At 65.8% G+C, this 22,673-nt stretch carries 23 protein-coding genes and 1 tRNA gene; 6 read left to right on the forward strand and 18 right to left on the reverse strand.

The window, feature by feature from the left end; all coding sequences use genetic code 11:
• Positions 1-50 precede the first annotated feature (50 nt).
• From phaR to AC3EDY_RS01815, 7 genes are all read right to left on the reverse strand, one after another.
• Positions 51-602 carry a polyhydroxyalkanoate synthesis repressor PhaR gene (gene phaR / locus AC3EDY_RS01785; protein WP_488570725.1) on the reverse strand — a complete coding sequence of 184 codons (552 nt, stop codon included), beginning with the start codon at positions 600-602 and terminating at the stop codon, positions 51-53.
• Between the two features lie 67 nt (positions 603-669).
• A complete protein-coding gene (locus AC3EDY_RS01790) occupies positions 670-1,755 on the reverse strand; it encodes an alanine racemase (RefSeq protein WP_488570851.1) in 1,086 nt (361 codons plus the stop codon).
• A 52-nt stretch (positions 1,756-1,807) separates the two neighbouring features.
• Positions 1,808-3,415 (reverse strand): MFS transporter, encoded by a 1,608-nt coding sequence (locus tag AC3EDY_RS01795; protein WP_488570726.1) that lies wholly within the window; start codon positions 3,413-3,415, stop codon positions 1,808-1,810.
• 39 nt (positions 3,416-3,454) lie between these two features.
• The gene (locus tag AC3EDY_RS01800) at positions 3,455-3,886 is read right to left on the reverse strand and encodes an iron-sulfur cluster assembly scaffold protein (protein WP_488570727.1); all 432 of its coding nucleotides are present in this window, start codon (positions 3,884-3,886) and stop codon (positions 3,455-3,457) included.
• 2 nt (positions 3,887-3,888) lie between these two features.
• Positions 3,889-4,488: a CvpA family protein gene (locus AC3EDY_RS01805; RefSeq protein ID WP_488570728.1), complete on the reverse strand. Its 600-nt coding sequence runs from the start codon at positions 4,486-4,488 to the stop codon at positions 3,889-3,891.
• An 11-nt stretch (positions 4,489-4,499) separates the two neighbouring features.
• Positions 4,500-5,867, reverse strand: a complete 1,368-nt coding sequence (radA, locus tag AC3EDY_RS01810; RefSeq protein ID WP_488570729.1) for a DNA repair protein RadA — start codon at positions 5,865-5,867, stop codon at positions 4,500-4,502.
• A 57-nt stretch (positions 5,868-5,924) separates the two neighbouring features.
• On the reverse strand, positions 5,925-6,461 hold the full coding sequence (locus tag AC3EDY_RS01815; RefSeq protein WP_488570730.1) for a hypothetical protein: 537 nt from the start codon (positions 6,459-6,461) through the stop codon (positions 5,925-5,927).
• A 147-nt stretch (positions 6,462-6,608) separates the two neighbouring features.
• Between AC3EDY_RS01815 and AC3EDY_RS01820 the strand changes: the two genes are divergently transcribed.
• Positions 6,609-7,397 carry a LytTR family DNA-binding domain-containing protein gene (locus AC3EDY_RS01820; protein ID WP_488570731.1) on the forward strand — a complete coding sequence of 263 codons (789 nt, stop codon included), beginning with the start codon at positions 6,609-6,611 and terminating at the stop codon, positions 7,395-7,397.
• On the opposite strand, the gene AC3EDY_RS01825 is transcribed toward AC3EDY_RS01820, so the two are convergent.
• From AC3EDY_RS01825 to efp, 4 genes are all read right to left on the reverse strand, one after another.
• Entirely contained in the window at positions 7,387-9,132 is a 1,746-nt protein-coding gene (locus tag AC3EDY_RS01825) for a chloride channel protein (protein ID WP_488570732.1), read from the reverse strand. The two genes, AC3EDY_RS01820 and AC3EDY_RS01825, sit on opposite strands and share 11 nt — an antisense overlap.
• A 130-nt stretch (positions 9,133-9,262) precedes the next feature.
• Positions 9,263-9,346: transfer RNA gene (locus AC3EDY_RS01830), tRNA-Leu, on the reverse strand.
• 66 nt (positions 9,347-9,412) lie between these two features.
• The gene (locus tag AC3EDY_RS01835; protein WP_488570733.1) at positions 9,413-10,231 is read right to left on the reverse strand and encodes an inositol monophosphatase family protein; all 819 of its coding nucleotides are present in this window, start codon (positions 10,229-10,231) and stop codon (positions 9,413-9,415) included.
• A 4-nt stretch (positions 10,232-10,235) separates the two neighbouring features.
• Positions 10,236-10,799 (reverse strand): elongation factor P, encoded by a 564-nt coding sequence (gene efp / locus AC3EDY_RS01840; protein ID WP_488570734.1) that lies wholly within the window; start codon positions 10,797-10,799, stop codon positions 10,236-10,238.
• A gap of 92 nt (positions 10,800-10,891) precedes the next feature.
• Here efp and AC3EDY_RS01845 point away from each other — a divergent pair, with 92 nt between their 5' ends.
• Positions 10,892-11,308, forward strand: coding sequence for a hypothetical protein (locus AC3EDY_RS01845; RefSeq protein WP_488570735.1), 417 nt, complete (start codon positions 10,892-10,894; stop codon positions 11,306-11,308).
• A gap of 23 nt (positions 11,309-11,331) precedes the next feature.
• Here the strand turns inward: AC3EDY_RS01845 and AC3EDY_RS01850 are convergent, their stop codons facing one another.
• The 7 genes from AC3EDY_RS01850 to tkt form a co-directional block, all read right to left on the reverse strand.
• Positions 11,332-13,293, reverse strand: coding sequence for an OPT family oligopeptide transporter (locus AC3EDY_RS01850; protein ID WP_488570736.1), 1,962 nt, complete (start codon positions 13,291-13,293; stop codon positions 11,332-11,334).
• A 62-nt stretch (positions 13,294-13,355) separates the two neighbouring features.
• Positions 13,356-14,318 carry a L,D-transpeptidase family protein gene (locus tag AC3EDY_RS01855; RefSeq protein ID WP_488570737.1) on the reverse strand — a complete coding sequence of 321 codons (963 nt, stop codon included), beginning with the start codon at positions 14,316-14,318 and terminating at the stop codon, positions 13,356-13,358.
• A gap of 249 nt (positions 14,319-14,567) precedes the next feature.
• Entirely contained in the window at positions 14,568-15,233 is a 666-nt protein-coding gene (gene thiE, locus AC3EDY_RS01860) for a thiamine phosphate synthase (protein ID WP_488570738.1), read from the reverse strand.
• 77 nt (positions 15,234-15,310) lie between these two features.
• Positions 15,311-16,213, reverse strand: a complete 903-nt coding sequence (locus tag AC3EDY_RS01865; protein WP_488570739.1) for a fructose bisphosphate aldolase — start codon at positions 16,211-16,213, stop codon at positions 15,311-15,313.
• A 139-nt stretch (positions 16,214-16,352) separates the two neighbouring features.
• A complete protein-coding gene (locus AC3EDY_RS01870) occupies positions 16,353-17,549 on the reverse strand; it encodes a phosphoglycerate kinase (RefSeq protein ID WP_488570740.1) in 1,197 nt (398 codons plus the stop codon).
• Positions 17,550-17,643: 94 nt separating this feature from the next.
• A complete protein-coding gene (gene gap / locus AC3EDY_RS01875; protein WP_488570741.1) occupies positions 17,644-18,651 on the reverse strand; it encodes a type I glyceraldehyde-3-phosphate dehydrogenase in 1,008 nt (335 codons plus the stop codon).
• A 64-nt stretch (positions 18,652-18,715) separates the two neighbouring features.
• Entirely contained in the window at positions 18,716-20,683 is a 1,968-nt protein-coding gene (gene tkt / locus AC3EDY_RS01880) for a transketolase (RefSeq protein WP_488570742.1), read from the reverse strand.
• A 257-nt stretch (positions 20,684-20,940) separates the two neighbouring features.
• On the opposite strand from tkt, the gene AC3EDY_RS01885 reads away from it, so the two are divergent.
• The 4 genes from AC3EDY_RS01885 to AC3EDY_RS01900 all read left to right on the forward strand — a co-directional run bounded on the left by AC3EDY_RS01885 (position 20,941) and on the right by AC3EDY_RS01900 (position 22,607).
• Positions 20,941-21,177, forward strand: a complete 237-nt coding sequence (locus AC3EDY_RS01885; RefSeq protein ID WP_488570743.1) for a hypothetical protein — start codon at positions 20,941-20,943, stop codon at positions 21,175-21,177.
• A gap of 37 nt (positions 21,178-21,214) precedes the next feature.
• The gene (locus tag AC3EDY_RS01890; protein ID WP_488570744.1) at positions 21,215-21,586 is read left to right on the forward strand and encodes a cell division protein ZapA; all 372 of its coding nucleotides are present in this window, start codon (positions 21,215-21,217) and stop codon (positions 21,584-21,586) included.
• Positions 21,587-21,771: 185 nt separating this feature from the next.
• Positions 21,772-22,371, forward strand: a complete 600-nt coding sequence (locus AC3EDY_RS01895; RefSeq protein WP_488570745.1) for a 5-formyltetrahydrofolate cyclo-ligase — start codon at positions 21,772-21,774, stop codon at positions 22,369-22,371.
• The gene (locus AC3EDY_RS01900; RefSeq protein WP_488570746.1) at positions 22,371-22,607 is read left to right on the forward strand and encodes a DUF2842 domain-containing protein; all 237 of its coding nucleotides are present in this window, start codon (positions 22,371-22,373) and stop codon (positions 22,605-22,607) included. The genes AC3EDY_RS01895 and AC3EDY_RS01900 overlap by 1 nt, the downstream gene beginning before the upstream one ends.
• Positions 22,608-22,673: the final 66 nt, after the last annotated feature.

Genomic DNA, 22,673 nt, shown 5'->3' on the forward strand with positions numbered 1-22,673 from the left:
GCGATGGATCGGGGCAACGCCCCAATGCAAGCGCGCCGGCAAAATCACGCTCACTTGCCGAGCTGGTCGAGCTTCTTCTGCATTTCGGCCATCTGCCTGCGCAGTTCGGAAAGCTCATTTTCCCCGCCGGCCGGCTTCTCGTCCTCGCGCGGGGTGGCGCCCGGCACGAAAGCGGCCGCTGCCGCCTTGAACATTTCCATGTTGCGCTGAGCGATCTGGGCCAGCGGATTGGCGCCGATCGATTCCTCGATCGCCTTGCGCAGCTTGTTCTGGTTTTCCCGGAAATGCTCCATCGACGCTTCGAGATAGCCAGGCAGCAGCGCCTGCATAGAATTGCCATACATCGCGATAAGCTGGCGCAGGAAGTTCGTCGGCAGCATCTGCTCGCCCGTCGCTTCCTCTTCCATGATGATCTGGGTGAGAATGGAGTGCGTCAGATCGGCACCGCTCTTGGCATCGATCACTTTGAATTCGACATTGTCCTTAACCATCTGTGCAAGATGGTCGAGCGTGATGTAGCTGGACGTCCGCGTGTTATAAAGCCGGCGGTTGGCGTACTTCTTGATGATGACGGTATCGCCGTCCTTAGCCTGATTTGCCATCGTTATCGGACCCCGCTGGGAATGATCCGGAAGATTAGCAGACGCAGTATGTGCAGCGCAATATGGGTTAACCGGTGGGCAGGCCGCTCGTTTGGCGCTGAAACCGCCGACCGAGCACGGTAAGCAGTTCATATTGGGACAATCCGCTGATTTTAGAGGATTTCGGCAGATCGTATTCGAGATCGAGCCAATCGCCCTCAGCCAGATTCGGCGCATTTGTTGCGTCCACAATGGTCATATCCATCGAGACGCGCCCGATCACCGGCAATGCCACGCCGTGCCAGCTGAAAGCCCCCTTGTTGGACCAGGCGACAAGATAGCCATCGGCATAGCCAAGCGCCAGCACGGCCGCCCTCACCGGCCGATGGGCAGTGAACGTGGCGTTGTAACCGACATGATCGCCGGGTGCGAGCTGGCGAAGCTGGATCACGGCCGATTGGGGCCGGGCGACGGGCGCGATCACACCGGCAAGTTCGCTGCGCACAACACCGCCATACAGCGCAATGCCCGGGCGCGTCAGGTCGGCATGCCAGGGGGTGCCAAGGGCAATGCCCGCGCTGTTGGCCAGGCTGTATCGCCGCGCGGGAATGCGGGTCCGTACGGCAGCGAACCGCGCCAGTTGCCGTGCGTTTTGCGCCACGTCCTGATCCGCACTGGCAAGGTGCGACATGCAGCAATCGATATCGAGCGACTGCAGCACCGGATCGCCCAGATCGGCAAGCGGCACACCCAGCCGGTTGATGCCGGTATCGACCATGAGATCGCACCGCCCGCCCCCCGCGGCGTGCCAGCGCTGCACCTGCGCCAGTGAATTGAGCACCGGCGTTACGCCCACGGCGCGCGCATAGGCGGCCTCTTGCGCATTCATCGGCCCGTGCAGCACGTGCACCGTTTCGGGTGCGGCGTAAGCGAGCATATCGGGCACTTCCGACCAATGCGCCACGAACCATTCCCGACAACCGGCCGCGGCCAGAACCGGCACGACACTGGCGACGCCCAGGCCATAGGCATCGGCCTTGACTGCCGCGCCCGCCGTTGCCGCGCCGCTCAACCGGTCGAGCGCAGCCCAGTTGGCCGCCAGAGCCGGGGCGTCGATCGCCAGCCGCAGCGCCGGCGGCGGGACGGGAACTGCGGTGGCGGCTGGGGCGAACACGGACAACGTTTGGTCGTTTCCTTCGGATTGGAACACGGAAAAGCCGATCTGCTCAGGCTGGTTCGTCTTGCGGAAGACCACCCTTGAGGCCCCAGATGCATACGATCAAGGCCATGAGGACAACGCACCAGGTATACCACAGGCCACCATAGGGGTTGCCGGTCTTGGCGATGATCAGCGTCGAAATGAACGGCAGGAAACCGCCGAAATAGCCAGTGCCGATGTGATAGGGGATCGACAGCGACGAATAGCGGATGCGGGGCGGGAACATCTCGCTGAGCAGTGCGGCGACGGGGCCATAGGTAGCGCCCGAAAGGACCATCAGCCCGAGCAGGACCAGCACGACCAGCGCCGCGCGGCCCGGCGACGGATTGATGCGTTCCAGCTTGTATCCGGCCTTGGCCAGAAGCGCTTCCAGGGCCTTGCCCCGGGCCTGCTTGTCGGCCCAGGGATAGCCGTCGAGCGGCAGTCGCGCGGCGCCGGCGTGCAGGCTGAGCGCGGGTGCATTTTCAAGCCGATAGGACACGCCCGTGGCGGTAAGGTCTGACAAGAGCTTGGCGCAAGGGCTGGCCTGATCGGCGGCAAAGGCATCGAAGCGGCAGTCCGGCCCGGCGACGACCACAGGCAGTTCGCGCGCCTGGCGGGCAAGGTGCGGATTGGCGAAGGCGCCCATGGCCCAATAGAGCGGAAAGAGCAGTACCAGCGTACCGATATAGCCCCAGACGATCGGCGCCTTGCGGCCGATCTTGTCGGAAAGATGCCCGAAGAGCAGGAACATGCCCAGGCCCAGCAGCGCACCCAGGCCGATGATCACTTCGGCGGCGATATCGTCCATCCGCATCGCGGTCTTGAGGAAATTGAGGCTGCTGAACATGGCAGTGTACCAGATCACCGTCAGCCCCGCGGCAATGCCGAACAGCGCGACGAACAGGCGCTTGCGGTTGCCGGGCGCGGTGAACGCTTCGACCAGCGGATTGCCGGCGAGCTCGTTTTCGGCCTTCATCGCCTGAAATACCGGGCTTTCCGAAAGCTTGAAACGCATCCACAGCGAAATTCCCAGCAACACGAGGCTCAGCACGAACGGCACGCGCCAGCCCCATGCCGCCCACAGCTCTGGCCCGAAAGCCGCCTTGCAGGCCAGCACCACGACGAGGCTGAGAATGAAGCCGCCGACGACCCCGGCCTGGATGAAACTGGTATAGAAACCGCGCCGCGCGGGGGAGCAGTGTTCGGCTACATAAACGGCGGCGCCGCCATATTCGCCGCCCAGCGCCAGACCCTGCGCCACGCGCAGCAGAATGACGATCGTGGGGGCGAGATAGCCGATGCTCGCGGCGGACGGCACCAGACCGACACCCGCCGTTGCCACGCCCATCAACGCGACCGTGGCCAGGAACGTGTACTTGCGCCCTAGCCTGTCACCCAGAAAGCCGAACAGCACCGCGCCCAGCGGCCGAAAGCCAAAGCCCACGGCGAAAACCAGCCAGAACAGCAGCAGTTCTAGCGTCGCGTTCCCGGTCGGGAAGAACACTTTGGACAGGATTGTCCCCAATGTGCCGTAGATGAAGAAATCGTACCATTCGAACACTGTGCCTGCGCAACTGGCGGCGATGACCAGGCGGATATCGGCCGGGTTCGGCTCTGTCGTGGTGGTGTCCATGGCGCGAAACGTTCCCCCGGATGCTTTATGGGGTTAGCCTTAGCCTGCCTTCGCAGGCTCCGCCAGCGCCACCAGCGCGGCATCCCATGCAAGCATGATCGCCCCATGGCGGGCAGGATAGCTTCTGGCCGCGCGCAGCAGGCCGATGCCCGGCCATTCGGGCTCGTCCCCCTCGCCCGCCAGCCAGGCGGCCATGGCGGCCCGCGCGGCGACAAGATCGGCGCGATCGCGCCCCGTTGCCGCGGTCGCGAAAACCTGGGCGGCGGCCTGGCCCACGGCACAGGCGCTGGGCCGCAGGCCCAAGCGCACGATCCGTCCATGATCATCGAGGGAAAGCCCGAGACGCAACGTGCTGCCGCAGGCGCGCGAGCGCGCCTCTCCCACGAAAGGCAGGCTTTCGTCCCACGGCCATTGGGCCAGGGCGACGGCGGCTGCCAGCACTTCGGGCGTGTAGAGTACGGCGGCGGACACGATCAGTCCGCCGTGGCAGCGCGCTTGTGGTGCCCGGTCCGTTTGCGGGTGGTGGACGACTTCGACGCGGCGGGCGCATCGGTTGCGTCGGCATCGGCGGCATCTGCGGCCTCGTCCCGGCGCTTGGCGATCATCGCGACCAGTTCCTCGCTTGCGGCATTGAGGAAAGGATAGGTGCGCGCCTCGGTGATCCAGTCGGGGCGGCCCTTCACACCCCAGACCACGTCATAGACGAAGACCACGAGCGAGAAGCCCAGCACCATCAGTACCGCGCCTTTGACCGCGCCGAAGCCGAAGCCGAGCAGGCGGTCAATCGGCCCAAGCACCGAGTCGCGGCTGGCCGCGCCCAGCCGGCGCGCCAGAAGCCGCGTCAGCGCCCAAGGCACGATCATCAGCAGGGCATAGGCCAGAACCCCGGCGCCGGTATCGGTCTTGAGGTAGGGCTTGATCACCTCGGTCAAAGGTTCAAGGCCATAATGCACGGCGGCAAGCACGATGCACCAGGCTGCGAGCGAGAGCACTTCCTCCACGAAACCGCGAAAGAAACCGCCGATCGCGCCGACCGCGACGACCAGGAAGACAACGTAATCGAAGCCGGTCATGATCTGGGCAATTAGGCCCCGCTCATCACCCGGTCAACGAGATTTGGGAGCAGGCGAACCGGCGCATAGCGTAGCCCGTCCACCTTTTCAGCCGCCCCGTCGGGGCCGTGGACGTGACGAAAGCCAAGCTTTGCCGCCTCGCGCAGGCGCAAGCCGGCATGGGCGACGGGGCGCACCTCGCCTGCTAGCGAAACTTCCCCGAACCATGCGGTGGCCGCGGCCAGCGGCCGGTCTGCCAGGGCGGAAACCAGTGCGGCGGCGACGGCAAGATCGGCCGCCGGATCGGTCAGCCGATAACCGCCGGCCACGTTGAGATAGACTTCGGCAGAAGAAAAACTGAGGCCGCAGCGCGCCTCGAGCACGGCGAGCAGCATGGCCAGACGCCCGGAGTCCCAACCGACCACGGCGCGGCGCGGGGTGGCGCCGCTGGCCAGCCGCACGGTGAGCGCCTGGATTTCCACCAGCACCGGCCGTGTGCCTTCCAGGGCGGGAAAGACGGCACTGCCTGCCACCTGCTCTTCCCGGCCGGAAAGAAACAGCAGCGACGGATTGCCCACTTCCTCAAGCCCTGCACCGGCCATCGCGAACACGCCGATCTCGTCAACGGCGCCGAAGCGGTTCTTGATAGCGCGCAGGATGCGATACTGATGGCTGCGCTCGCCCTCGAAGCTCATCACCACGTCGACCATGTGTTCGAGCACGCGCGGCCCGGCGATCGCGCCGTCCTTGGTGACATGGCCGACCAGAACGAGCGCGACGCCGCTTTCCTTGGCATAGCGGATCAGTTCGAAAGCGCAGCCACGCACCTGGCTCACTGTGCCGGGCGCGCCTTCGATCTGGTCGGAATGCATCGTCTGGATCGAATCGATCACCAGCAGCGCCGGCGCTTCCATGCCGCCCAGCGTGGTGAGAATGTCACGCACCGACGTGGTGGAGGCCAGGCGGATCGGCGCCGCGCCGAGCCCCAGCCGATCGGCCCGCAAGCGGATCTGGTCCGACGCTTCTTCGCCGCTGATATAGACGACACCACCGCCGGCCTTGGCAATGCTGGCCGCGGTCTGCAACAGCAGCGTGGATTTGCCGATCCCGGGATCGCCACCCATCAGAATGGCCGAGCCGGGAACCAGGCCCCCGCCCAGCGCACGATCAAATTCGGCAAGCCCGGTCCTGCGCCGTTGCGGCAGGGCAACGGGCGCGTCGAGCGAAACGAACGGCACCGCGCGGCCGCCGCTGGAAAGATCGTGCCTGGCGGAAAAAACCGTTTGCGGCGCTTCTTCGGCCAGAGTGTTCCATTCCGCGCAATCGGGGCATTGCCCCTGCCAACGCGAAGAGACGCTGCCACAGGCCTGGCAGACATAGCGGCGTTTGGGCTTGACCATGGCTCGCGCTAACGCGAACAGAGCGGGAACGCAAGCGCGTTTGCCGCCATTGCGACCTTACCGGCGCGGCGCCTCGCGGCCTTTGAGCAAGCGCAGCCGCCGCCATGCGGCCACGGTGATGCCCAACCCGCGGCCGGCAACGATGCCCGACAAGCTGCCTCGTATTGCCGCTTCCACCAGGCGCAGCGCCGGGAGCCGGGCCGCGGCTGGATCGGCCGCGTCGAATACCGCCATGCCATAGCGCAGGCAGAAGATCACGATCACCAGCCAGAAGATCATCCAGCTGCCGCGCAGATGCAGCCACACCGGCGGCCCGGCCTCCACATCTTTCAGCAAGGCATGGCCCAGCCGGACGCCCAGCATTGCGCCCGAGAGGAGCGTTGCGGCCCAGACGGCACATTCCATTGCCGAAGCGCGCGTTGCCAGCAATGCGGCCAGCCCTAGCGCCACGATCAGGCCGGGCAGCACGAGCGGCCCGTAGATACGGCTGCGGCGCGGGCGCGTGGCCTGCCAGGCGCGCAGCAGCACCAGCGCGAGGATGAACCAGACGTAGACCGGCGTGTGCGAAACGATCGCCATCGCGCTGTATGACATGACTTTGCATCTCCGCATTTCGGCACGACAAGAACGGCCGATCGGCTATCTGGAAAGGGCAGTCGGCGCTAACGGAGATTCGGCAAACGTGTTGAGGCGTTCGTGAAATGGCGTGATGCACAACCGGCGCTTCGCCAAGGGTACCGGATGGTGATAGCGCCGCCTTTCCTGGCGCTTGTCGTGCTGGTTACGCTCGTCGCGAGCCTGACGGCCGCCTCGGGCCAGAGCGATGCGGCGCTTGTGGCCGGTTTTGCCCAGCATCTGGTCCGTAACCTTGCCAGCGCGGCGGTCGGAACGATGACGATCGTGGTGGGTGCGCGCGCCATTCCGGCCAAACTGGGCCCGGCCAGGCTGGGGTTGCTTCCCCGCCTGGCGCTGGCCGGCACTATCGCCGCGCCACTGGTTCATGCGACGATTGCCGCCTGCACGGCCCTGGCTGCCGGGGCCTGGCCAGGCTGGGCTTTTGCCCCATGGCCCTTGGCCCGTGATGCGATCATCGTCATCGCGGTTGCCATGGTGGTCGGCCTGTTTCGCGCCGACCGTGATCGCCGCGCTGGGGACCGTTCGGGGCAGAATGGTTCGGCCTCTGAGCCCATGACAGACACGTCAGAGCCGGCTCTGCTGCGCCGGCTGCCACCCGGCCTGGGGACGGATCTGGTACGGGTCAGCGCCTGCGACCATTACGTGGAAGTGCAGACCCGACAGGGCAAGGCTCTGCTCTTGCTGCGCCTGGCCGACGCAGTGAAGGAACTTGGATGCATACCGGGGATGCAAGTGCATCGGTCACATTGGGTGGCGCGAGCGGCCATGGCCGCCGTGGTGATGGAGCAGCGGCGCGCCCTGCTGGTGATGACCGATGGCGCGCGCTTGCCGATCAGCCGGACCCGCGTGACTGCGGTGCGAGCCCTGTTGCAGGACGCGGCGCCTATTCGCTGAACGTGGAGCGTTGCGCGGCTTCCACTTCCTCGAGATAGCGGCGGCGGGCATGGCGTTCGGTGATCACCCCCAGGACCGTGCCCAGGCCGTCGACCACGGCAATCTCGTCGGCGGCATATTCATCGAACAGGGCCAGAATGGCCTTGATGTCGGACGCGGGTGAAAGCGTCACCTCGGCAAGCCCGGCCAGGGCATGGAGCCGCGTTTCGGGCGCGAGGTCGGGACGATAGGCGGCTGACGTTGCCATGATGCCGCGATAGTGGCCATGGTCATCAACCAGAATGGCCTTGCTTCCTGCGCCAAGCGGCATGCGCAGGCGGAACTCGGCGACGGTCAGGTCTTCGGGCATGGCCACCCAATCGCGCCGCATGATGCGCCCGGCCGAAAGATTGAGCATCCAGCCGATATCGCGCGGGCCGCGAATGTTGCTGCCGCGCACATGCAGACGCCAGGTGGAGAACGAATAGCCGAACACTTCGCGCGTAAGCGTGCCGGATATCAGCGCGGCCGTGAGCACTACGCCCATCAACGCGAAATCGTGCGTGATTTCCAGCATCAGCATGGCCAATGTCATCGGCCCGCCGACGATCGACACGCTGAGCGCGGCCATGCCGACCAGCGCGGCGTCGGTAGGATCGATGTCCAGCCCCGGCATCAGCTGACGCGCCACGATCGAGAACACCTGGCCCACTACCGAACCCAGGAACAGCGAGGCGAAAAACAGGCCGCCGCGAAACCCGGTGGACAACGCCACGACGCAGGCGGCGATCTTCGCCAGCAGCACGATGCCCAGGAAATCGAGACCCGGCCGCAAGGCCAGGTTGAGATGCAAGGCCCCGTGGCCGGCGGAAAGCGATTGCGGCGTCACAAGCGCAAGAGGGATCAGCAGAAAGCCGCCGAGCACGGGGCGCCAGCGGGCAAGCCACCTGAATTTTGCCAGAACGAGCTCCGCCGCGGTGACCAGCCGCATCACGACGATGCCCACGACCGCTGCCGCCAGGCCCAGGACGCCGAAGGCCAGGTACTGTTCGAAGGTCAGCGTGCGACCCGCGGCCGTGGTGGCAATGAGCCAGGGCTCGCTGCCCATCAGGCGCGACATGCCCGCCGCAGCGAGCGCCGCCGCGATGACCGGCGCCACCGCCCCGGGCACGAACGACCCGATCACGATTTCGAACGCATAGAATGCACCGGCGAGCGGCGCATTGAACGCGGCGCCCACCGCCGCACCGGCTCCTGCCCCTACGAGCGTGCGCAGATCGTTGCGGCGCAGCTTCATCGCCTGGCCCAGGATCGAAGCCATTCCTCCGCCCATCTGGGCATAGGCGGCCTCGAGCCCGACCGAGGCGCCGACCCCGTTGGAGAGGACCGTCTGCCCGGCAATGATCAGATTGTCGGTCGGAGGAATGCGGCCGCCATGCAGGGCGTTGGCCTCGACCACGTCGATCAGCGGACGATTGCGGCGGCGCAGCCAGCGTGCCCATAGCGCAAGTGCCAGCCCGCCCGACGGCAGCGCCAGCAACCGCCAAGGGTGGCGGATTTCCGCCAGCGCGCTCAGCCGGTTGCCTTCCAGGCCGTAGAACACCTGCTGCAAGGCGTGGGCCAGGAAACCGAGCAGGTTGGTCGAAAGCCCGGCCAGCACGCCTGCCAGTGCCGCCAGCGCAATGAACGCTGCCTCACGCTCGCGCAGCAGGCGGCGAAAGCGCACCATGGCCTTGATCGCGAACACCGTCAGCATGTGGGACAGACCGCGGCGCGAAGGAGAAGAGCTGGAATGGGGCATCGTTCAACCCGCGATCGAAGCCAGCATGGCGAAGTCAGCACGGCGAAACCAGCACGACGAAACCAGCACGGCGCGGCGGTGAAAATGGTGCCCCTGGCCCGACTCGAACGGGCACGTCTTTCGACAACCGATTTTGAGTCGGTCGCGTCTACCATTCCACCACAGGGGCACTGCGGTTTGCCGGGGCGCTTTAGCCGCCCCGGCAGAAAGGTTCAACCGGCGATTGCCGGCCCGGTCAGCCTTTGATAGCCGTGGCCACCAGCTTGTGAAGCTTGGAATGCAGGGCATCGTTGGCGGCCAGCACGGTTGCGTCGCAGATCGGCTGCGAACGCCCGCGATAGTCGGACACGAAGCCCCCGGCTTCGCGCACCAGCAGGCAACCGGCGGCCGTGTCCCACGATTTGAGATTGCTTTCCCAGAAGCCGTCATAGCGGCCCGCCGCCACCCAGGCGAGATCGAGCGCGGCCGAGCCGAAGCGGCGAATGCCGGCAACGCGTGGCCCGATCTCGTCATAGATGCGCGTCCATTCGCCCTTGTCGCCATAGCCGAGAAAGGGAATGCCCGTGGCGATGACCGCCTCGTCGAGGCTGCGCCGCGCGGATACCCGCAGGCGCCGGTCCTGAAGCCAGGCGCCCCGGGTTTTTTCGGCCCAGAAGCTTTCGTCGGTCATCGGTTGATAGACGATGCCGGCGATGACGTCGCCCCAGCCCGAACTGTCGAGCGCGGGCTCCTGCACCGCGATGGAAATCGCGAAATGTGGAATGCCATGCAGGAAATTGGTGGTGCCATCGAGCGGATCGATGATCCAGCGTGGCTTGGCGGGATCGCCTTCGACCACGCCTTCCTCTTCCATCACGAAGCCCCAATCGGGCCGGGCGGCGCGCAATTCTTCGAAAATCGTGCGCTCCGAGGCCTTGTCGGCCTTGGAGACGAAATCGGCCGGTCCCTTGCGGCTGACCTGAAGGTGTTCCACTTCGCCGAAATCCCGGCGCAGGCGCGTGCCAGCCTTGCGGGCGGCACGTTCCATGACCCGGACGAGACCGGAAATCGCCATGGGATCAGCCCGCCTTGCCGACGTAGGAGCGTTCGTAAACGTCCACGACGATGCGCGTGCCGCTTTCGATATGCGGCGGCACCAGGATGCGCACGCCATTGTCGAGCACGGCGGGCTTGTAGGACGACGAAGCGGTCTGGCCTTTGACCACGGCGTCGGCTTCGACGATCGTGGCTTCGACGGTTTCGGGCAATTCCACCGAGATCGGGCGTTCGTCGTACATTTCGAGCAGGACGGTCATGCCGTCCTGCAGGAAGGCGGCGGCATCGCCGAGAAGATCCCGCGGCAGGGTGATCTGATCATAGGTTTCGACATCCATGAACACCAGATCCTCGCCTTCGGCATAAAGGAACTGAAAATCCTTGGTATCGAGGCGCACGCGCTCGACCGTATCGGCGCTGCGAAAGCGGACGTTGGTCTTGCGGCCGTCGATCAGGTTCTTCATTTCGACCTGCATGAACGCGCCGCCCTTGCCGGGCTGGGTATGCTGGGTCTTGGCGACCTTCCAGATGCCGTTTTCGTATTCCAGGATATTGCCCGGACGAATGTCCACGCCGCTGATCTTCATGATGGAAAGAGCCCTGACCGCTGTAGGAAAGGCCGCGCCTTAGCCGAGGCGGCCGATTGCTTCAAGCCGCTGTTGCATGCTAGGCGATTGCCATGCGCGCGTTCCCCATCCTTCTGGCGGGCCTTTCCCTGACGTTGACGGCATCCGCGGCGCGGGCCGTGCCCGGGGGCGATCTAGCGACCCTGCACAATGGCATGTGGACCTGCGAATACCCGGGTAATGCCGCGGCAGAGCCCCGGCCGGCGCCTGGCCAGGGCTTTCGCATCATGCCGGATTCCAGCTATCGCACGCTCGACGACACGGGCGGCGGCACCTATCTGCTGCTGGGCAATGCCATGGGGTTTACCTCCGGCCCGCTGAACGGCCGCCGTTACGAAGCGCAAGGGGCGAACACGGTTCTGGAACGCGATGCCCGCGGTTCGCGCACCGGCCTGCGCTGCACCCGCAAGGGCGCGGTGCGCGGCGGTTCTGCCGACGTGCCGCAGGCCGACGCTGACGACGCGAACTGACGGGACCTCACGGCCAGGACGCGCTAGGCCCTGGCGCCGCGCGCCATGCGGGCATAGGCGAAAGCGACCAGCGCGCCGAACAGCGCCAGGCCCATGGGCATGGCCCAGGGGTTGCCCGCGATCACGGCCATGACGTCGGCCTTGCCGCTGCCGGCCACCATCGCGGCAAAAGCGATGTTGAACAGCCCGTCACCCACGATCAGACCCGTCGCGGTCAGCACGCCCATGCGCTCTGCCAAGGCCGGGTCGCGCTGGCGCAGGGCCCAGCGGTTGTAGAGATGCCCCAGCACCGCTCCGGCCACCACCGGCAGCGTGGTGGGCATCGGCAGATACATGCCCATGCCCACGGCAAGCGGCGGCAGCGCCCCCTTGCCAGTGGCGCGCAGCGCTTCGTCCAGGGCGATGGCGCCCACGCCGATCGCAGCGCCCAGGGCGATGAGGTTCCAGTCCAGCCCCTGGCCCAGCACGCCCTGGATGATCGCGGAGATCAACGCGGCCTGCGGCGCGGCCAATGCATCGGGGCTAGCGCCCGGTGCCCCGGCAAAGCCGAATGTACCGTTAAGCAGTGTCAGGATCGGCGGGATTACCATGGCCCCGAACAGCACGCCCAGCACCAGCGCCACCTGCTGCCGCCACGGCGTGGCGCCGACGAGCTCGCCGGTTTTGAGATCCTGAAGATTGTCGTTTGAAATGGTCGCCACGCCAAAGACCAGCGCGGTCACGAACAGGGCGAAGGCCACCAGCGCCTTGCCCGCCGCGGGATCGGTCACGTGGCCGAACAGCGCGAGCAGGACAAGCGCAATGCCCAGCGCGGCAAGAATGCCCACGCCCGAAATCGGGCTGTTCGATGCGCCGATCAACCCGGCCATATAGCCGCAGACCGAGGCAATGAAGACACCTGCCACCAGAACATAGACCACCGCCGCCGCCAGCGTGGTGCCAAGATGGGCCGCGATCGGGCTACCGGCGGCAAAATCAGCCAGGAGCAAGGCGATCGGCACCATCAGGACCAGAATGGCGCCACCCACGAACCCGATGGGCAGGTCGCGCTCGGTCAGTGCCAATCCGGCATAGCCATCGGCCGCGCGGGCGCGGCTGGCGGCAAGCGCGCCGGCAATACCGCGCATGATCGGCCCGATGACGCGCAGCAAAGTCCAGATCGCGGCGACACCGATCGTGCCCGCACCGATGAAGCGGATCCTGCTGCGGAACACCGCGGAAACGAAATCGGCAAGATCGGTGCCCGCGGGCGGGCCACCGGCGGTGTAGATCGGCAGCAGCACGCCGAAACCGATGATCACGCCGACCAGGATCGCCAGACCCACGGCCAGGCCGACAAGATGGCCGACGCCGACCAAGGCCAGTGAAAGACCGCCACCCGCCATGGTGGCCCCGCCGGCAAAGCGGAAAACGCCGCCGGCCTCTTCGGCCACAAGCCCCAGCTTGGCCAGCAGCGGATAAGCGACGGAAAGCCCCGTGCCCGTGGCAACGGCGGCAAGGCCGCGCCGGTTCTCTTCCTTTCCACCCTCGCCCGCGCCAACTTTCAGCACTTCGGCAGCAGCGACGCCTTCGGGATAAGGCAAGCCCGATCCGGTCACCAGCGCGCGGCGCAGCGGCACGGAATACATCACGCCCAGCACCCCGCCGATGGCGATGACCGCCACCGATTGCCAATAGGGAAACCCGCTCCACCACCCGACCATGACGAGGCCGGGCAGAACGAAGACGATGGCCGAAAGCGTGCCGGCCGAACTCGCGATGGTTTGGACGATGTTGTTTTCCTGAATGGTCGATCCCGGCAGCATGCGCAGGATCGCCATGGAAATCACCGCCGCGGGGATGGACGTGGCAAAGGTCAAGCCGATGCGCAGCCCCAGATAGACGTTCGCCGCGGTAAAGATCACGGTCAGGGCCGCGCCCAGTGCCACGCCGCGTATTGTCAGTTCCCTGGTCGTCAGTTCCCTGGGGCTCAACCCGTCTGCCACGATCCGTTCATCCTTCCGCTGTTCGCGGGCGGGTTTGGCACGGGCAGACGGCGAAGGAAAGATCAGGCAACGAATTCGACGCGGGTCTCCTGGCCGACCATCTGCGCCAGGCGCGCGGCATTCCAGTTGGTCAACCGCACGCAGCCATGGCTTTCGCTTTTGCCGATGGCCTCTGGCTCGGGCGTACCGTGGATGCCGTAATGCGGTTTGGACAGGTCGATCCACACAACCCCCACCGGGCTGTTGGGGCCGGGTGGCAGCAGCACTTTAGGCTTGGCATCCGAAACGTCCCAGAACAACTTGGGATTGTAGTGAAAATCGGGATTGCGGTCGATGCCGAGGATTTTCCATTTGCCCAGCGGCAGCGGGTCGCGCTGCGATCCGGTGGTGACGGTGAACAGCGCGACGAGCTTGTCCTGCTTGTCATAGACCGAAAGCGTGCCCGCCTCGCGGCTGACGACGACGCGGGCGGCCTGTGGTTGATCGGTACCGACGCCAAGGTCTGCCAGGGTCTGCCGCCAGGTGGCGTCGGATGCCGCTGTCGGATCGATCGCGTCGGCGCCGACGTTGGGCACCCGCAGCTTTGCCCCGGCGGCAAAAGGCGGCGCGCCGGGGTTGAGCGCGTGAAGCACCGCCGGGGTGGTGTGAAACCGTTCGGCCAGCTTTTCATCGAGCGAGGCATAGCCGAGCGCGGGCAGCCTGGCCTGTGCCGCGGGATCGCGCGGCAACGGGGCAAAAGGCCCGGCGGCAAAGCTGGCGGGAACGGTCACCACGCGGGTGGCGGGGATGTTGCTGTGGCGTGCCAGGATCGCGCGCGTGGCATCATCGACCGCGCCTGTCGGCGAAAGATCGTGGGCCTGCTGAAAGGCGCGCAGGGCGTTGCGCGTTGCTTCGTTAAGCGCGCCGTCGATCACGCCCGGCGCAAAGCCCGCGCGCTCAAGCACGACCTGCATCTGCATTTCCGGGCGCGGGCGATCGTCGTGCATGCTGGCAGCCTCGCCCGGGCCGGAATCGGCAGAAGCCATGCTGTCAGCACCGGGCAGTGCGGACGTGGCGCTCGGAGTGGCGGAATTTCCCGCATCGGGTGCGGACGGGCTGCAGGCGGACGTGGCAAGGGCGAATGCGGCCAGGGCAACGGCTGTGACAGGGGCAAGCCGGCAATTGCAGATCATCGCATCTCCGTGGGGCAGGTCTGTTGTGGCAGACCGGTCCAAATTGCGCGGCGCTGCTGCGCAACAAACCCACGGCAATGCCCACGGTTCCCGCCCGTACGATCAGTCCTGGTCCACCCCTGCGCCGCGAGACGGCGCATCGGCGATGGCGTGCAGGAACGCGGCCACGGCGGCGGCTTCGTCAAGACCCTGGGCATTGGCCCAGATCGCCCCGCTCACCGCCAGGAAATCGGCCCCGGCGCTGACCAGAGGCGCGCAGTTTTCTGGCGTGATGCCGCCGATGGCGACACAGGGCAACTCAAACAAGGTGGACCACCAGGCGAGCAGATCGGGCTGCGCCTGGTGCTTGGTCTGCTTGGTGCCACTGGAATAGAACGCGCCGAAGGCCACATAGTCGGCCCCGGTGTCGCCTGCTTCCATCGCCAGATGGCGGCTATCGTGGCAAGTCACACCGATCTGCACGCCGCGGCCAAGGCGCTCGCGGGCATCGGCAAGGCTTTCATCGTCCTGTCCCAAGTGGAGCCCGTCGGCGCCAAGCCGCTTGGCGAGGCTGACCGAATCGTTGACGATGAACGCCACATCGCGCGTTGCGCAGATCTGCTGAAGCGGCGCGGCCAGCTTTGCCGCGGCATGTTCGTCGATATCCTTGACGCGAAACTGGAACGCCGCGACCGGCCCGGCATCGAGCGCACGGGCCAGGCGATCGGGAAAACGGCCGCCGACGTCGAGCGGCGAGATAAGATAGAGCTGGCTGGCAAGGTCGGTCATGGCGCAGCCCGTAACCGCTTCGCCGTTCCCCGTCCACTTCCGCGGCAACGGGCACAAGGCCCGACCGCCGCGGGCGGTCAGGCGGTGACCAGCTTCTGGGTCGACCCGGCGAAAATCTCGTCGATCGCCCCGCCAAGGGCGGCATCGAATTCCGCATCGCTCATCTGGTAGCGCAGGTCTTCCAGCAAGGCCCGGCTGAAGCTGGCGATGATGCCCTTGTTCCTGGCCAGTTCCACGCAGGCCTCGGGACGGGCATAACCGCCCGACAGCGCGACCACGCGCAGCACCTTGGGATGATCGACAAGCGCGTCGAACGTGCCCGGCACTTTGGGCAGCGAAAGCTTGAGCATCACCTGCGCGCCTTCGGGAAGCGCATCGAGCGCGGCAAGAATTTCATCGCGCAGGATCGTGTCACACGCCGCGCGAGTGGCGCTCTTGATATTCACTTCCGGTTCGATGATCGGCATCAGCCCGCCGGCCAGGATCTGCCGGCCCACGGCGAACTGCTGCTTGACCACGGCGGCAATGCCTTCGGGGTTGGCCGAGTTGATGACCGAGCGTTCCTTGGTGCCGAACACGCCCAGCGCTTTCGACCGGGCGACAAGGGCGTCGAGCCCGGGCATCGGCTTCATCAGCTGCACCCCGTCGGCTTCGTCTTCCAGGCCCTTGTCCACCTTGATGAAAGGGACGACGCCCTTGGCGATCAGCGCGGCGGGCACAGGTTGACCATCGACCGTGCCATCCATCGTGCGTTCGAACAGGATTGCGCCGATGACCTTGTCACCGTTGAAAACCGAGGAACGGATGATCCGGCAGCGCATCTCGTGGATCAGGCCGAACATTTCCTCTTCGCTGCCATAGGCGCTTTCCTCGACGCCATAGCCCTTGAGCGCCTTGGGGGTCGATCCGCCACTCTGGTCGAGCGCGGCGATGAAGCCCTGTCCGGCGGCCATCTTCTCGGTCATTTCAGCGTGGTTCATGATCGATCCTGTCGGTTTGGTGGGCTGCGCCGGGCGCGTTGCACCGCTGTGAGCGAATCCGGTTGTGCATACCTATGCAGAACACCGCCATAAACAGGCGCGCGCTGCACCGCAACACGCGCCTGCAAAAAAGTTGCAATCAACCCTGAAGCGCCGCAACGCCCGGCAGTTCCTTGCCTTCCATCCATTCCAGAAAGGCCCCGCCCGCCGTCGACACATAGGAGAAGTCTGCCGCGACGCCGGCATGGTTGAGCGCGGCGACGGTATCCCCGCCCCCTGCCACGGAAACCAGCGAGTTTTCCTTGGTCAGTGCCGCCGCCGTCTTGGCCAGCGCCACGGTGGCAGCGTCGAACGGGGCGATCTCGAACGCGCCGAGCGGCCCGTTCCATACCAGGGTTCGGCAGGTCTTGAGCACGTCGCCCAGGGCCTCGACGGCGGCCGGGCCGATATCGAGAATCATTTCCTCGGCGCCCACTTCGTGCACGTTGGCGGTGCGCAAGCTGGGTGGATTGGCGGCAAATTCCTTTGACAGGACAACGTCGTAAGGCAGATGGACCGTGCAACCCGCGCTGTCTGCGGCATCGAGGATCGCTTCGGCCGTGCCGGTCAGATCGTGTTCGCACAGCGATTTGCCCACGTTCACGCCGCGCGCGGCCAGAAACGTGTTGGCCATGCCTCCGCCAATGATCAGATGATCGACTTTGCTGACAAGGTGCTTCAGCACGTCGAGCTTGGTCGAAACCTTGGCCCCGCCGACCACGGCGGCCACCGGCTTGACCGGCTTGCCCAGCGCCCGTTCCAGCGCTTCGAGTTCGGCCTGCATGGCGCGCCCGGCATAGGCGGGCAGCACCTTGGCGAGCCCTTCGGTAGAGGCGTGGGCCCGATGCGCGGCGGAAAAGGCGTCGTTGACATAGGCCTGCCCCAGCCGGGCCATGGCGACGACCAGAGCGGGATCGTTCTTTTCCTCACCCTTGTGGAAACGGGTGTTTTCCAGAACGGCGATCGCGCCATCGGCCAGGGCCGCCACGGCGGCTTCCGCCTCTGCCCCGGCGCAATCGGCGATGAACACAACCGGACGGCCCAGCACGTGGCTGAGCGCCGGAACCACTTGCCTGAGCGAATTGGCCTCGCCACGCTCGCCCTTGGGCCGGCCGAAATGAGCCAGGATCAGCACTTTGGCGCCCTTGTCGGCCAGTTCCGTCAATGTCGGCACCGCGGCGCGCAGGCGGGTATCGTCGGTCACCTGCCCTTCAGCCATCGGCACGTTTAGATCCTCGCGCACCAGCACGGCCGTGCCGGCAATGTCACCCAGATCATCGAGAGTCTTGAAAGTCATGGCTTCATCTCCCTGTCCGACAAGGAAAAGGCCCGGTGCCAGCCAGCGTCCGCTCAGGAACGGAAGTGCCGGCGCCGGGCCATCATTCAGGCAATCAGATCAGCTTGCCCATCGCGCCGGCGGTATCGACCATGCGGTTGGAAAAACCCCATTCGTTGTCATACCACGACAGGACGCGCACCAGCTTGCCGTCGATCACCGCCGTTTCAAGGCTGTCGATCGTGGAAGAATGCGCGTCATGGTTATAGTCGATCGACACCAGCGGCTCTTCACTGAACGCCAGCACGCCCTTGAGCGGGCCATCGGCAGCGGCCTTGAGCAGCGCGTTGATTTCGTCCCTGGTCGTATCGCGCTTGGGCTGGAACGTCAGGTCCACCACCGAAACGTTGGGCGTGGGCACGCGGATGGCCGAACCGTCGAGCTTGCCCTTGAGTTCGGGCAGCACTTCACCCACCGCACGGGCGGCGCCGGTGGTGGTCGGGATCATGCTCATCGCCGCGGCACGCGAACGGCGCGGATCGGAATGGATCTGGTCCAGGATCTTCTGATCGTTGGTATAACTGTGCACGGTGGTCATCAGCCCGCGCTCGATGCCGACGGTATCGTTGAGCACTTTGGCAAAGGGTGCCAGGCAGTTGGTGGTGCACGACGCGTTCGACACGATCACGTGATCGGCGGTGAGCTTGTCATGGTTGACTCCGAACACGACGGTAAGGTCGACGTTCTTGGCCGGGGCCGAGATCAGCACACGCTTGGCGCCCGCTTCGATATGCTTCTGGCCACCTTCGCGATCGGTGAAGAAACCGGTACATTCAAGAGCGATGTCGATGCCCAGTTCCGCATGCGGCAGCTTGGCCGGGTCGCGCTCTGCCGTCACCTTGATGCGCTTGCCGTCGATCACGAGATCGTTGCCATCGACGTCCACGGTGCCGGGATAGGCCCCGTGCACGCTGTCGCGCTTGAACAGCAGGGCGTTGGCCTTGGCACTGGCCAGATCGTTGATGGCAACCAGTTCGAGGCCGCAGTCTGGCCGCTCGAGAATGGCGCGGGCCACGTTGCGGCCGATACGCCCGAAACCGTTGATTGCAACCTTGGTCGCCATGTTCTTACTCCCTCAGATTGGTAACTGAATTGGGTGAGGATGGATAAAGCGCGCGACGCCGGCCCTATCCAAGCCGCGCGAGGATCTGCGGCACGATCTTGGCCGCCGTGAGGCCGAAGTGATCGTAAAGCACCGGCGCCGATGCCGACGCGCCGAAAGTGTCGATGCCGATGGCAAGGCCATCGCCTACGTATTTCTGCCAGCCGAACGTCGTGCCGGCCTCGATCGAAACCTTGAGCGCATCGGCGGGAATGAGATCGGCCCTGTAAGCCGCATCCTGACGCTCGAACAATTCCCAGCTGGGCATCGACACGACATCCGCCCCGATGCCCTGTTCCTCAAGCGCTTTGGCCACGTCGACCGCGATCGACACTTCCGAACCGGTGGCCAGCAGCACCACTTTGCGCGGAGCGACGGCAGCCGCCAGGCGATAGGCCCCTTGCGCGCTGAGCATCGCGCCATCGTGACGCAGTTGCGGGAGATTCTGACGGGTAAGCGCCAGAACCGAGGGCGTATGCGGCGAAGACAGCGCCAGGTTCCAGCATTCGGCGGTTTCGACCGCATCGGCCGGCCGGAAGACCTGGAGATTGGGGATCATGCGCAGGCTCATCACCGTCTCGATCGGCTGGTGCGTCGGGCCGTCTTCACCCAGGCCGATGGAATCGTGCGTCAGCACATAGATCACCCGCGCGTGCTGCAGCGCCGAAAGGCGGATGGCATTGCGGCAATAATCCGCAAAGATCAGGAACGTGCCGCCATAGGGAATGATCCCGCCATGCAGGGCCATGCCGTTCATCGCCGCGGCCATGCCGAATTCGCGGATGCCGTAATAGACATAGCGGCCGGCGTAATCGGCCGGGCCGAACGGCGTGGTGGCCTTGGTCTTGGTGTTGTTGGACCCGGTGAGATCGGCCGAACCGCCGACCATTTCGGGGATCAGCGGAGTCAATACCTCGAGCGCGAGTTCCGACGCCTTGCGCGAGGCGATGTTCTGGCTCTTGCCCAGCCATTCACTGAACGCCCGGCCTGCCTCTTCGCCCGAAGGCAGCGCACCGGCCATGCGGCGCATCAGTTCTCCGCCCTGCGGATGGACCGCCAGCCGCGCTTCCCATTCGGCGCGCAGATCGCGGCCGGCATCGCCGGTGGCGCGCCAGTTGGTCAGAATGTCTTCGGGAATTTCGAACGGCGCGGCCGTCCAGCCCAGGAATTCGCGCGCGGCGGCGATTTCATCCTTGCCGAGCGGGGAGCCGTGCACGTTGTGCCCGCCCTGCTTGTTGGGCGCGCCTTTGCCAATCACCGTGCGGCACGAGATCAGCGAGGGGCGGTCATCGGCCATGGCCGCGGCAATAGCCCGCTCGATATCGCCGAAATCGTGGCCGTCGCAATCCTCGGTATGCCAGCCGCTGGCGCGATAGCGAGCCAGGATGTCTTCGCTGGTGGACAGCGAGGTATCGCCGTCGATCGTGATCTTGTTGTTGTCCCACAGCACTACGAGGCGCCCCAGACCAAGCGTGCCAGCCAGGCCGACAGCCTCGTGGTTCACACCCTCCATCAGGCAGCCGTCGCCCGCGATCACCCAGGTGCGATGATCGACCAGATCATCGCCAAACCGGGCATTCAGGTGGCGTTCGGCCATCGCCATGCCGACCGCCATGGCAAAGCCCTGGCCGAGCGGGCCGGTGGTGCATTCCACGCCGGGCAACAGAAAGTTTTCCGGATGGCCGGCGCAGGGGCTGTTCAGGCGCCGGAAATTGCGGATGTCGTCCATCGTCGGCTGCTGGTAACCGGAAAGGTGCAAAAGCGCGTATAGCAGCATCGAGCCATGCCCCGCCGAAAGCACGAAGCGATCGCGGTCCGCCCATTTGGGCGCGGCAGGATCAAACTTGAGAAAGCGCGACCACAACACCGTGGCGACATCGGCCATGCCCATCGGCATGCCGGGATGGCCGGATTCCGCTGCCTGGACTGCGTCCATCGCCAGCGCGCGGATCGCGTTGGCCATCGGTGCCAGCGCGGTCGGATCGCTTGTCATATTCGGGTTGGTCTCCTTACGCGCGCGTCCGGCCGGCGGACACGTCTGATTCGGGGAAATCGGGGCCTCTTTGGGTCTCCGGCCTGCCAGCGTCAAGCGTAGCGTCCGCCGCGCCCCGCGAATATGCCCTTGTCCTGCCATAAGCTACGCCAGCGGGACGCCGCGGTTCCGCGGTTCGGACCACCAGCACGCAAACCTGCCGCCGCCCTGGCCCGAGAGCCTTGCAGGGCGCCGCCAGTGTGATACCGGGGTGCGTTATGGCAACCCTGGACAGCAACGCGGCCGACGGCACGGCCGATCTGATCACCGCGATCGAACGGATCGAGCGGGCGCTGGCCCGGTTGGAGGAGATTGCAGCCGCGCGTGCAACGCAGGCCGAAAACGCGGCGCAGGCGGAACTCAGCGAGCTGAAATCGCGTCATCGCAAATTGCGCGAGCGGGTGACCCAGGAATTGCAGCAGCTCGACCTGCTGCTTTCCAGCCTCCCGCAATGACGCACAGGGCATGGCCCCAGGCACCAGGAAACCAAGCATGCAGATGACGAACGTTACTCTAGCCATTGGCGGACGCTCGCTCACCGTCTCGGTTGCCGCGGGCGAAGAGGGCCACGCCGAAATGCTGGGCCGGATGATCGACGATCGCGTGCGCCGCATCGGCAATATCGCCACCCAGAGCGAGGCGCGCATGCTGCTGTTCGCCGCGCTGATGCTGGCCGACGAACTGCACGAGGCCCATAGCCGCCCGGCGCCGCCTGCCGCCCCGCCCCCGGAAGCCGTGCCGATCATGCCGCCATCCGGGCCTTCGCCCGAACTTGCTGCGCGCATGGCAGGCCTGGCGGAGCGGATCGAAAAGCTAGCGCAAAAACTGGTCCCGCCCCTTGAGCGGGATGACACGAGTCCCTAGATTGCAAGAGACGGGTTCTGCCCGGCACGTGCCGCATGAAACATCCCTGAGGCTATAAGCAAATCCAAGGGGGCTGTCCCTACCTGGGCCCTGGCACAGGCATATGGTCCCCACCTGACGTTGAGGCGTCGGAGGATTTTCCCGGAGAACGACCCATGGTGGGCCCGTCACCCCCATTCCCGGAAGTGCGATCCCCCGGCGACGACACCCGGGCTGCGGCCAAGCAGGCGCTGCGCCGGGAACTGCGCGCGCGCCGCCGCGCCCATGTCGAAAGCCTGGACCCGCGCACGCGCGCCTTGCTGTTTCGCCGCCCGCCCGCTCCGCTCATGGACCTGATCCCGGCCGGTGCGGTAGTCGCCCTGTACAGCGCCAGCGCGTGGGAAGCCCCGGCGAGCGCTTATGCCGCGTTCTTCCACGAAGCCGGGCACCCCGTTGCGCTGCCGTGGTTTGCCGGGCCTGCGGCATCGATGCGCTTTCGTCAATGGCTGGTGCCACCGCTGGATACGGTGCTGGAACCCGATCCTTGGGGGGTTCTTCAGCCGGGCGCCGATGCCCCGGAACTGACGCCAGAGGTTCTGTTCGTGCCCCTGCTGGGATTTGCCCCCGATGGCGCGCGGCTGGGCCAGGGGGGCGGACATTACGATCGCTGGCTGGCGGCCCATCCCGCCGCCCTGCCCATCGGCCTTGCCTGGGACGCGCAATGCCTGGACGATCTGTCCCGCGAACCGCACGATCGCCCGCTGCGCGCGGTGGTAACGCCCACGCGGCTCTACGGTCCGTTCTGATGGAGCGGCGCCCCCACTTCAACCCGCCGCCGCCGCCCACCTGGCGCAAGCCGATCGGCATTCTGGCGCTGATCATTGCCCTGGCGATCTATGGCGGGGCGATCATGGGCCTGGGCGAATGGATCGGCCGCCTGCCGGTTCTGGCGCAAGTGCCGGTCTATCTGGTACTGGGCACGGTGTGGCTCTTGCCATTGCGCCGGTTTCTGATCTGGATGGAAACCGGCCACTGGGGCTGACGCGGCGCCATATTCAGCGCCACGACATGCAAAAAGGCCTTCCGAAGAAGGCCTTTTGAGACATTG

Source organism: Novosphingobium sp. DS6-6, from assembly GCF_057784975.1.